The following is a 9,271-nucleotide window of genomic DNA, read 5'->3' as shown; positions in this document are numbered from 1 at the left end:
GGGGGCGCGCTGGGGGGGCGGCCCGGGGCGCCCCGGGGGGGGGGGCGGGGGGCGCGGGGGGGGGGGCGGGCGGGGGCGCGGCGGCGGGCCCGCCGACGGGGGCGGGGGCCGGCGCTTCGGCGGGGGTCGGCGCTTCGGCGGGCGCGGGGGCCGGCCCGTCGGCGGCCTGCAGGGCGCGGCGGAAGGCGCCGAACCGGGAGGCCGCCACCGCCGCGTCGGCGCGCGGCGCGGGTACGGGGGTGGGCCCGGCGGCGGGCGCGGGCGCGGCGGGGGCGGGCGCGGCCTGGGCCGCGCTCAGGGTCTGGCCCCGGCGGCGCTGCGGCAGTCCGTGCTCGGTGGTCGCGGTGACCACCGGCTGGGCGGCCGGACGCTCGTGCACGGGGGCGGGCTCGGCGGCGGCCCGGACGGACGGCTCGGGCCGCTCGGGCGCCGGGTGGGTGATCAGCTGCTCGGGGATCAGCACCACCACACCGGTGCCGCCCCGGGCGGACGGCCGGAAGGAGACCTGCAGCCCGTGTTTGCGGGCCAGCACGCCGACCACGGCCAGGCCCAGCCGGGTGCCGGAGGAGAGCGAGGCGAGGTCCAACGGCTCGGCGGAGACGGCCTGTTCGGCCCGGCGCAGCCAGCTCTCGCCGAGGCCGAGGCCACCGTCCTCGACGGTGATCACCAGGCCGGAGTGCACCTCCTCCACGTAGACGTGGACCTCGGCGGGCGGGGCGGAGAAGTTGGCCGCGTTGTCCAGGATCTCGGCCAGCGCGTGCATCACGCCCTCGGCCGCGAAGCCGGCCACCGCCGCCGTGCTGGCCGAGTGCAGCCGGACCCGGCGGTAGCCGCCGATCCGGCCGAGCGCACCGCGCAGGATCGACTCCACGCCGATCGGCCTGGTCCAGCGGCGGCCGGTGCGGGCGCCGGTGAGCACCGCGATCGAGTCGGCCATCCTCCCCGCCTGGGCGGTGGAGTGGTCGAGCGTCAGCAGGTCGCCGAGCACGTCCTCGCCGTGCCGGTGCTGCATCTCGCGCAGCTCCGCGTGCATGCTGGTGGCCAGCGCCTGGACCCGTCCGGCGGCGGTCGCGCAGACCGCGAGCGCGGCGGCCCGCTGCCGCTCGCCCCGGCCGACCTCGGTGGCCACGGTGCGCAGCAGCTGGGCGTGCGGGATCCCGGCCTGGCCGGCCAGCACCGTCTCCACCGAGCTGCCGGAGCGCAGCCGGCGGAGCACCTCGGGCAGCACCTCGCCGGTCAGCCGGTCGAGCGCGGTGCGCTCCTCGTGCGCCATCCGGGCCAGGCCGTGCAGTTCGTGGGCCTCGGCCCGGCTCTCGTGCAGCGCCTCGTTGGCGGCGTGCAGGTCGCCGCGGAGCGCGTCGGCCTCGGCCTGGGCGGCGGCCAGCGCGGCGCGCAGCTGGGCGGCCGCCGTGTGGGTGGCGCCGAGCTCGGCGTGCAGGGCGGCGGCCCGGCCGGTCACCTCGGTGAGCTCGTACCGGGTGGCGTCCAGATCGGCCTCGGCGCGCTGCCGGCGGTCGAGCTGACGGCAGGTCAGCGCGAGCAGGACGAGCCAGAGCAGCAGGGCCCCGGCCACCGCGGCGACCACGGCGGCGCGGTGGCCGGACGGGGTGGCGGCGATCGCGGTGGCACCTGCGGCGGCACCGACCAGCAGGCCGACCGCGGCCCACCGGGCCGTGCTGCTGCTACCGCCGGTGGCGCGGCGGGGCTGAGCTCTCATCAGTCTGATCCTCGGGGGCGGACGGCTGCTGCTGGGCGGTCGACCAGCGCACCGCACCCGTCACTCTCCGGGCGGTTGATCAGTACACGCGGTCAGCAGATCATATCCATTCACCACTTGTACTCAAGACGGCATCTGACGCAGCGTCCGGCTTTCGGACACCGTCCGTCACCTTCGACGGGCGGTGTCCGAACGGCCCGTGAAATCAAGCCGTACGGGCCTCCAACTCCTGGCGCAGCAGGGCGAGGTCGATCCCCCGGTCGGCGATCACCCGGACCCCGAGGCCGCCGCCCTCGCGGAGCAGGCCGAGCAGCAGGTGGCGCACCGCGATCTCCCGGTCCTTCAGCCGCAGCGCCTCCCGGAGCGAGAGCTCCAGCACCTTCTTGGCGCGCGGGGTGAACGGACTGCGGTCGGTGACCGCGCTCCGCAGCCAGCCGCGCCGCCTGGGCTCCGCCTGGCCGCCGTCGAGCGCCCCCGCGCCGAACTCGGCCTCCACCGCGGCCCGGACGGCATCCAGGTCCACCCCGATCGAGGCCAGTGCCTCGGCGTCACCGTCCGGGCCGCCGACCAGCCGGACCACCGCCGCCCGGGCGGCGGCGTAGTCCAGCCCCTTCTCCGCCAGCAGGGCCGCCGCCGGGTCGGACGGGTCGGCCAGCACCCCGAGCAGCAGGTGCTCGGTGCCGGTGTACGCGTGGCCCAGCTCCTCCGCCTCGGCCCGGGCCCGCACCACCACCTGACGGGCCGTCACCGTGAACCGCTCGAACATCCCTCAGCCTCCGTCCCGCTTGGCGTGCTTCTTGTGGACGGCCTGCCGGCTGACGCCGAGGCAGACCGCGATCTCCTGCCAGGACCAGCCCTGGCTCCGCGCGTTCCCGACCTGGAGGTCCTCCAGCCGGTCCGCCAGGTCCCGCAGGGCCCGCACCGCGCGCAGGCCGACCGCCGGGTCACGACTGCTCGCGGCTGCCGCGAGCTGCTTGGTGTCGCTCATGCTGTCAACTTTGGTTGACGGCTCGGCATCTGTCAACCCTGGTTGACAAAGGCCCCGGCCCGGCCGGCCACCAGCGCCGCCTCGGCCGCCCGGTCGGCATCCCGCCCGTCCAGCGGCTCGCCGGTCAGGAAGAGGCAGTGGTAGAGCGGCGCGGTGGCCGCCCGGACCAGCGCCACCGGGTCGGTGCCGTCCGGCAGTTCACCCCGGACCACGGCCCGCGAGACCAGCACGGCGGCCTGGCGGTGGCGGGCGGCGAAGAACGCGTGCAGCGCGGCGGCACCCCGCTCGGAGCGGAGCGCGGCGGCGATCAGCGCCCTGGGCGTGGCCCCGGCCTCCGGATCGGCGAACACCCGGTGGACCTCGCCCGCCAGCAGGCGCAGGTCACGCCCCACCGCGCCGGTGTCGGGGACGGGCCACTCCTGCCCGGCGGAACTCTCCAGCGCCTGGGCGATCAACCCGTCCACCCCGCCCCAGCGGCGGTAGAGGGTGGCCTTGTGCACGCCCGCGCGGGCGGCGACCGCCTCGGCCGTCAGCTCGTCGTACGGCTTCTCGGTCACCTCGGCCAGGGTGGCCGCGACCACGTCGGCCAGGACACGGGCGCTCCGGCCGCCCGGGCGCTTCTCGACGGGCTTCACCTGGGGCTCCTCGGACAAAGTCGACTCCAGTCGCATTAAGGCTTGCCAGACTCCGGCCGGGCTGGCACGCTCAGATTAACGCGACTCCAGTCGCTTTAACGAGAGGACGCCTTTGCCCACCACCCTCCGCACCACCGAACTCCACCTCGACGGCCCCGCCGGCCGCCTCGCCGTCCTCGACCACGGCGGCCCGGGCCCCGACGTCCTGCTCCTGCACGGCGCCACCCGCACCGCCCTCGACTGGGAACCCCTGCGCCCCCACCTCCCCGGCCTGCGCCTGACCGCCCTCGACCTGCGCGGCCACGGCCGCTCCGAGGGCGACGGCGACTACGGCTGGCCCGCCCTGCTCGCCGACCTGGACGCCGTGATCGCCGCCCTCGGCCTGCGCACCCCCTGGCTGGTCGGCCACTCCCTCGGCGGCATGCTCGCCGTCCGCTACGCGGCCACCCGCCCCGGCGCCGTCCGGGGCCTGGTCGACCTGGACGGCTTCGGCCCCGGCGTGCCGTCCCTCTACCCGGGCCTGAGCGCCACCGAGGTGACCGAGCGCCGGGCCGAACAGCTCGCCCTCTTCGCCTCCCACCCCGCCGAGCCCCTCACCGCCGAGACCTGCGCCTCCCGCGCCCGGGCCCGCGCCGCCCAGCTCGGCACCGACCCCGGGGCCGAGGTGGCCACCGCCCTGCGGGCCCGCGCCGACGACGGCACCGCCCGCCCCACCCCCGCCGAACTCCCGTCCCTGATGGCCCCGTTGGACGGCTGGGACATGTTCGCCGAGGCCCGTGCACTGACCTGCCCCGCCCTCTTCGTCCGGGGCGCCGTCCCGCCTACCGTCGGCCATCTGCCGCCCCGGCAGGCCGAGTTGACCACCGCCCTGGTCGCCGGGATCGACCGCGAACTGGCCACCCTCCCGCACACCGCCGACGTCGGGGCCGGCCACCTGCTCCACCTGGAGCGCCCTGCCGAGACGGCCCGGCTGATCAGGGAGTTCATCGGGTAGGTTGCCCGGTATGACTGGTACCGCGACCACCGACACCGGAACGGGCACCGCAGCGGCCACCGGGGCGGGGGCCCTGCTCCGCGGCTGGCGCGAACGGCGCGGCATGAGCCAGCTCCAGCTCGCCCTCGCCGCCGACTCCTCCGCCCGGCACATCAGCTTCATCGAGACCGGCCGCTCCCGCCCCGGCCAGGACCTGCTGCTGCGCCTCTCCGAGCACCTCGACGTCCCGGTCCGGGAACGCAACTCCCTGCTGCTGGCCGCCGGTTACGCCCCGCACTACGCGGAGACCCCCTTGGACGACCCCGCACTGGACGCCCTCCGCGAGGGCATGGAGCGCCTGCTCGCCGCCCACGAGCCCTACCCCGCACTGATCGTGGACGGCGGCTACCGGGTGCTGGCCGCCAACCGGGGCATCGGGCTGCTGCTCGACGGGATCGACCCGGAGCTGCTCACCCAGCCGATGAACGCCATGCGGCTCACCCTGCACCCGCGCGGCATCGCACCGAAGATCCGCAACCTGCGCCAGTGGCGCGCCCACCTGCTGGAACAGATGGAGCGTCAGATCGCCCTGGTCCGCTCCGAGACGGTGCGCGCCCTCTTCGAGGAGGTCCGCGCCTACCCGCTGCCCGACACCGCGGACGAGCCCCAGGACGCCCACGAGGTCTTCCCGTTCGCCCTGCCGCTGCGGATCGAGCACGGCGGGCAGGTGCTGTCCTTCCTCTCCACCATCGCCACCTTCAACACCCCCACCGACGTGACGGTCTCCGAACTGGCCATGGAGACCTTCCTCCCGGCCGACCCGGAGACCGCCACCTACCTGCACTCCCTCATGCCGAGGTAGCCCGCAGCGCCCTCCACTGCAGCACCGCGAAGCCCGCCACCGTGGCCGCCTGCACCGGGATCCACACCATCCCGGCGGTGGTCGGCTCCAGCCACAGCTCCATCGCCACCACACTCAGCACCGGCCAGACCAGGTTCGCGTCGATCACCGCCTTCACCCCCAGCGGCGCGGGCCGCCGCTGCCCCGCCAGCACCGCGACCAGCGCCGCGTACCCGACCAGGAACACCCCGATCTCCCGGAGCACCCCCTCCGAGACCCCCAGCAACTCCCCCAACGGACCGGCGAACGCCACGTACGCCAGCCCGTTCCCACCCGTCACCACCGCGTCCAGCCCCAGCACCTGCCGCAGCCAACGCTGCGGAGCACCGACCGAACGGACCACACCGGCAACCGAGTTCACAGCCATGCCGAACCCACCCTCTCGGGACACGATCTCCTTGGAGCCCCTCCCGGGAGACCCCCGGGCGGCTGACACCAACTCTGCCGCCCGGGCCGACGCGGGTCGATTACGTCCGAGGTAATGCCGGACCGTCCACGGGCGGACCGTCCACGGGCCGGCCGTCAGACCGCGGTGAGCCGGAAGGCCAGCCGACCGAACCGGACCCGGTCCCCGGCCCGGACCACCACCGCACCGGCCACCCGGCGCTCGTTCACGAAGGTGCCGTTGCTGGAGCCGAGGTCGTGCAGCACCCACTCCAGCCCCTCCAGCCGGAGCTCGGCGTGGTGCCGGGAGACGGTGGCGTCGCCGAGCCGCAGGCCGGAGCCGGGGATCCGGCCGATCCGCAGCACCGTCACCCCGGGCCCGGGCAGCCCCAGACCCGGCAGCTCCTCGGCCCGCCAGCTCCGCCGCAGCCCGACCCGCAGGGCCGAGGCCCGCGCCACGGTGCGCAGCAGGAACCGGGAGAGCGGATCGTGGCCCTCCAAGTCGTCCACCACGTCGGCGAGTTCGGCCCTGGTCCGGGCGGAGAGCACCAGCTCCATCCGCCGGACGAAGGTGTCGTGCGAGAGCCTCCCGGACCCGACCCCCTCGCGCAGCACGTCCAGCGCACGGTCCCGTTCCACCTCGGACGGCCGTACCAACGCGGTGCGGAGCTCGATCGACGCCATGTCAGGGATTCTCCGCGCCGCCCACCGGCCCTGTCCAGCGCCCTCCGTCGAACGGGGACGGGCCCCGACCACCAGGTGGTCGGGGCCCGTCAGCGGGATCGGCGGATCAGCTGCAGCCGCTGGTGGAGCCGCAGCCCTCGCAGAGGTAGCAGCTGCCGGCGCGGCGCATCTTGGTGCCGCAGGAGAAGCAGAGCGGGGCGTCGGCGTTGAGGCCCAGCTGGATCTCCATCAGCTCGGTGGAGTTGTGCGCCTGCTTCGGGGCCGGAGCGGCCGGCACGGCCGGGGCCGACTTGGCCGCCGGGACCGGGGTGACCGTGACCGGGGCGGACTGGGCCAGGCCCTCGACGTCCACGTCCTCCGAGTCGATCGGCTCGTAGGAGCCGGTCTCCAGGTGCCGGGTGCGCTCCTCGACGGAGTGGATGCCCAGCGCGGAGCGGGTCTCGAAGGGCAGGAAGTCCAGCGCCAGGCGGCGGAAGATGTAGTCGACGATCGACTGCGCCATCCGCACGTCCGGGTCGTCGGTCAGACCGGCCGGCTCGAAGCGCATGTTGGTGAACTTCGCGACGTAGGTCTCCAGCGGGACGCCGTACTGCATGCCGACCGACACCGCGATCGAGAAGGCGTCCATCATGCCCGCGAGGGTCGAGCCCTGCTTGGACATCTTCAGGAAGACCTCGCCCAGACCGTCGTCCGGGTAGGAGTTGGCGGTCATGTAGCCCTCGGCGCCGCCCACCGTGAAGGAGGTGGTGATGCCGGGACGGCCCTTCGGGAGGCGCTTGCGGACCGGGCGGTACTCGACCACCGGGGCCGGGGCGGCCGCGGCGGCGGGCGCCTCCACGGCCGGCGCGTCCTTCTTCTTGGCCGAGAGCGGCTGGCCGACCTTGCAGTTGTCGCGGTAGATGGCGAGCGCCTTGACGCCGAGCTTCCACGCCTCGAAGTAGATCTCCTCGATCTCCTCGACGGTGGCGACCTCGGGCATGTTGACGGTCTTGGAGATCGCGCCGGAGATCCACGGCTGGATCGCCGCCATCATCCGCACGTGGCCCATCGCGGAGATGACCCGCTCGCCCATCGCGCAGTCGAAGACCTCGTAGTCGGCCGGCTTGAGGCCGGGGGCGTCCACCACGTTGCCGTGCTCGGCGATGTGGGCGACGACCGCCTCGATCTGCTCCTGCTGGTAGCCGAGGCGCTTGAGGGCGCGCGGCACGGTGTTGTTCACGATCTGCATCGAGCCGCCGCCGACCAGCTTCTTGAACTTCACCAGCGCCAGGTCCGGCTCCACGCCGGTGGTGTCGCAGTCCATCATCAGGCCGATGGTGCCGGTCGGGGCCAGCACCGAGGCCTGCGCGTTGCGGAAACCGTTCTGCGCGCCGAGCCGGAGCACGTCGCCCCAGGTCTCGGTGGCCGCGGCCCAGACCGGGGCGTCCAGGTCGTCGTAGGAGCGCGCGGCGGCGTTGGCGTCGGCGTGCTGCTGCATGACCCGCTGGTGCGGGGCCGCGTTGCGGGCGTAGCCGTCGTACGGGCCGACCACGCCGGCCAGTTCGGCGCCGCGGCGGTAGGCGGTGCCGGTCATCAGCGAGGTGATGGAGCCGGCCAGGGCGCGGCCGCCCTCGGAGTCGTAGGCGTGGCCGGTGGCCATCAGCAGGGCGCCGAGGTTGGCGTAGCCGATGCCCAACTGCCGGTAGGCGCGGGTGGTTTCACCGATCTTCTCGGTCGGGAAGTCGGCGAAGCAGATGGAGATGTCCATCGCGGTGATGACCAGCTCGACGACCTTGGCGAAGCGCTCGGCGTCGAAGGAGTCGTCGTCGCGGAGGAACTTCATCAGGTTGAGCGAGGCGAGGTTGCAGCTGGAGTTGTCCAGGTGCATGTACTCGGAGCAGGGGTTGGACGCGTTGATCCGGCCGGACTCCGGGCAGGTGTGCCAGTGGTTGATCGTGGAGTCGTACTGGATGCCCGGGTCGGCGCAGGCCCAGGCGGCCTCGGCCATCTTGCGGAAGAGCTTCTTGGCGTCGACGGTCTCGATGACCTCACCGGTCATCCGGGCCCGCAGGCCGAACTCGGTGCCGTTCTCGACCGCGGTCATGAACTCGTCGGAGACCCGGACCGAGTTGTTGGCGTTCTGGTACTGGACGGACGTGATGTCGTCGCCGCCCAGGTCCATGTCGAAGCCCGCGTCGCGCAGCGCGCGGATCTTCTCCTCCTCCTTCACCTTGGTGTCGATGAAGGCCTCGACGTCCGGGTGGTCCACGTCCAGGACGACCATCTTGGCCGCGCGGCGGGTGGCGCCGCCGGACTTGATGGTGCCGGCGGAGGCGTCGGCGCCGCGCATGAAGGAGACCGGGCCGGAGGCGTTGCCGCCGGAGGAGAGCAGTTCCTTGGAGGAGCGGATGCGGGAGAGGTTCAGGCCGGCGCCGGAGCCGCCCTTGAAGATCATGCCCTCTTCCTTGTACCAGTCGAGGATCGACTCCATGGAGTCGTCGACGGCCAGGATGAAGCAGGCGGAGACCTGCTGGGGCTGCTTGGTGCCGACGTTGAACCAGACCGGCGAGTTGAAGCTGAAGACCTGGTGGAGCAGGGCGTGGGTGAGCTCGTGCTCGAAGACCTCGGCGTCCTCGGAGGAGGCGAAGTAGCCGTTCTTCTCGCCGGCCGCGCGGTAGGTGAGGACCACGCGGTCGATGATCTGCTTGAGGCTCCACTCGCGCTGCGGGCTGCCGACCGCACCGCGGAAGTACTTCGAGGTCACGATGTTGACCGCGTTCACCGACCAGAAGTCGGGGAACTCGACGCCGCGCTGCTCGAAGTTGACCGACCCGTCACGCCAGTTGGTCATGACGACGTCGCGGCGCTCCCAGGTGACCTGGTCGTAGGGGTGCACGCCCGGAGTGGTGTAGATGCGCTCGATCCGCAGACCGCCCTTGGGAGCCTTGCCGGCCCCCTTGGCAGCCTTCGACCCGCGTGCGGCCCCGCTCGTGGTGTCGGTCACTTCTCG

9 protein-coding genes are annotated in these 9,271 nt (G+C 73.8%); 2 read left to right on the top strand and 7 right to left on the bottom strand.

Annotation, left to right across the window (positions count from 1 at the left end):
• The 4 genes from ACIA8O_RS38610 to ACIA8O_RS38595 form a co-directional block, all read right to left on the bottom strand.
• Positions 1–1,717, bottom strand: a 1,717-nt coding sequence (locus ACIA8O_RS38610) for a sensor histidine kinase (RefSeq protein ID WP_396298751.1), incomplete at its 3' end; no start/stop codon positions are given.
• A gap of 205 nt (positions 1,718–1,922) precedes the next feature.
• On the bottom strand, positions 1,923–2,483 hold the full coding sequence (locus tag ACIA8O_RS38605) for a Clp protease N-terminal domain-containing protein (RefSeq protein WP_396298750.1): 561 nt from the start codon (positions 2,481–2,483) through the stop codon (positions 1,923–1,925).
• Between the two features lie 3 nt (positions 2,484–2,486).
• Positions 2,487–2,705 (bottom strand): RNA polymerase subunit sigma-70, encoded by a 219-nt coding sequence (locus ACIA8O_RS38600; protein ID WP_396298749.1) that lies wholly within the window; start codon positions 2,703–2,705, stop codon positions 2,487–2,489.
• Between the two features lie 32 nt (positions 2,706–2,737).
• A complete protein-coding gene (locus ACIA8O_RS38595) occupies positions 2,738–3,340 on the bottom strand; it encodes a TetR/AcrR family transcriptional regulator (protein ID WP_396298748.1) in 603 nt (200 codons plus the stop codon).
• Between the two features lie 112 nt (positions 3,341–3,452).
• On the opposite strand from ACIA8O_RS38595, the gene ACIA8O_RS38590 reads away from it, so the two are divergent.
• A complete protein-coding gene (locus tag ACIA8O_RS38590) occupies positions 3,453–4,334 on the top strand; it encodes an alpha/beta fold hydrolase (RefSeq protein ID WP_396298747.1) in 882 nt (293 codons plus the stop codon).
• Between the two features lie 10 nt (positions 4,335–4,344).
• The gene (locus ACIA8O_RS38585; protein ID WP_396298746.1) at positions 4,345–5,175 is read left to right on the top strand and encodes a helix-turn-helix domain-containing protein; all 831 of its coding nucleotides are present in this window, start codon (positions 4,345–4,347) and stop codon (positions 5,173–5,175) included.
• Here ACIA8O_RS38585 and ACIA8O_RS38580 read toward each other — a convergent pair.
• From ACIA8O_RS38580 to ACIA8O_RS38570, 3 genes are all read right to left on the bottom strand, one after another.
• Positions 5,162–5,581, bottom strand: a complete 420-nt coding sequence (locus ACIA8O_RS38580; RefSeq protein ID WP_396298745.1) for a hypothetical protein — start codon at positions 5,579–5,581, stop codon at positions 5,162–5,164. The two genes, ACIA8O_RS38585 and ACIA8O_RS38580, sit on opposite strands and share 14 nt — an antisense overlap.
• A 155-nt stretch (positions 5,582–5,736) precedes the next feature.
• Positions 5,737–6,282 (bottom strand): FHA domain-containing protein, encoded by a 546-nt coding sequence (locus ACIA8O_RS38575; protein ID WP_396298744.1) that lies wholly within the window; start codon positions 6,280–6,282, stop codon positions 5,737–5,739.
• Positions 6,283–6,388: 106 nt separating this feature from the next.
• Positions 6,389–9,265 (bottom strand): vitamin B12-dependent ribonucleotide reductase, encoded by a 2,877-nt coding sequence (locus ACIA8O_RS38570; RefSeq protein WP_396298743.1) that lies wholly within the window; start codon positions 9,263–9,265, stop codon positions 6,389–6,391.
• Between the last annotated feature and the right edge of the window lie 6 nt (positions 9,266–9,271).

Origin of the sequence: Kitasatospora sp. NPDC051853 (assembly GCF_044452665.1) — a bacterium.
GTDB lineage: Bacteria > Actinomycetota > Actinomycetes > Streptomycetales > Streptomycetaceae > Kitasatospora.
The sequence above is the reverse complement of the archived record's forward strand: the minus strand, read 5'-3'. Positions and strand labels throughout refer to the sequence as shown.

Bases quoted from the DNA above. Each gene is read 5' to 3' on its own strand.
- ACIA8O_RS38575 (WP_396298744.1), bottom strand. From the start codon at position 6,282: ATGGCGTCGATCGAGCTCCGCACCGCGTTGGTACGGCCGTCCGAGGTG.
- ACIA8O_RS38605 (WP_396298750.1), bottom strand. From the start codon at position 2,483: ATGTTCGAGCGGTTCACGGTGACGGCCCGTCAGGTGGTGGTGCGGGCC.
- ACIA8O_RS38585 (WP_396298746.1), top strand. From the start codon at position 4,345: ATGACTGGTACCGCGACCACCGACACCGGAACGGGCACCGCAGCGGCC.
- ACIA8O_RS38580 (WP_396298745.1), bottom strand. From the start codon at position 5,581: ATGGCTGTGAACTCGGTTGCCGGTGTGGTCCGTTCGGTCGGTGCTCCG.
- ACIA8O_RS38600 (WP_396298749.1), bottom strand. From the start codon at position 2,705: ATGAGCGACACCAAGCAGCTCGCGGCAGCCGCGAGCAGTCGTGACCCG.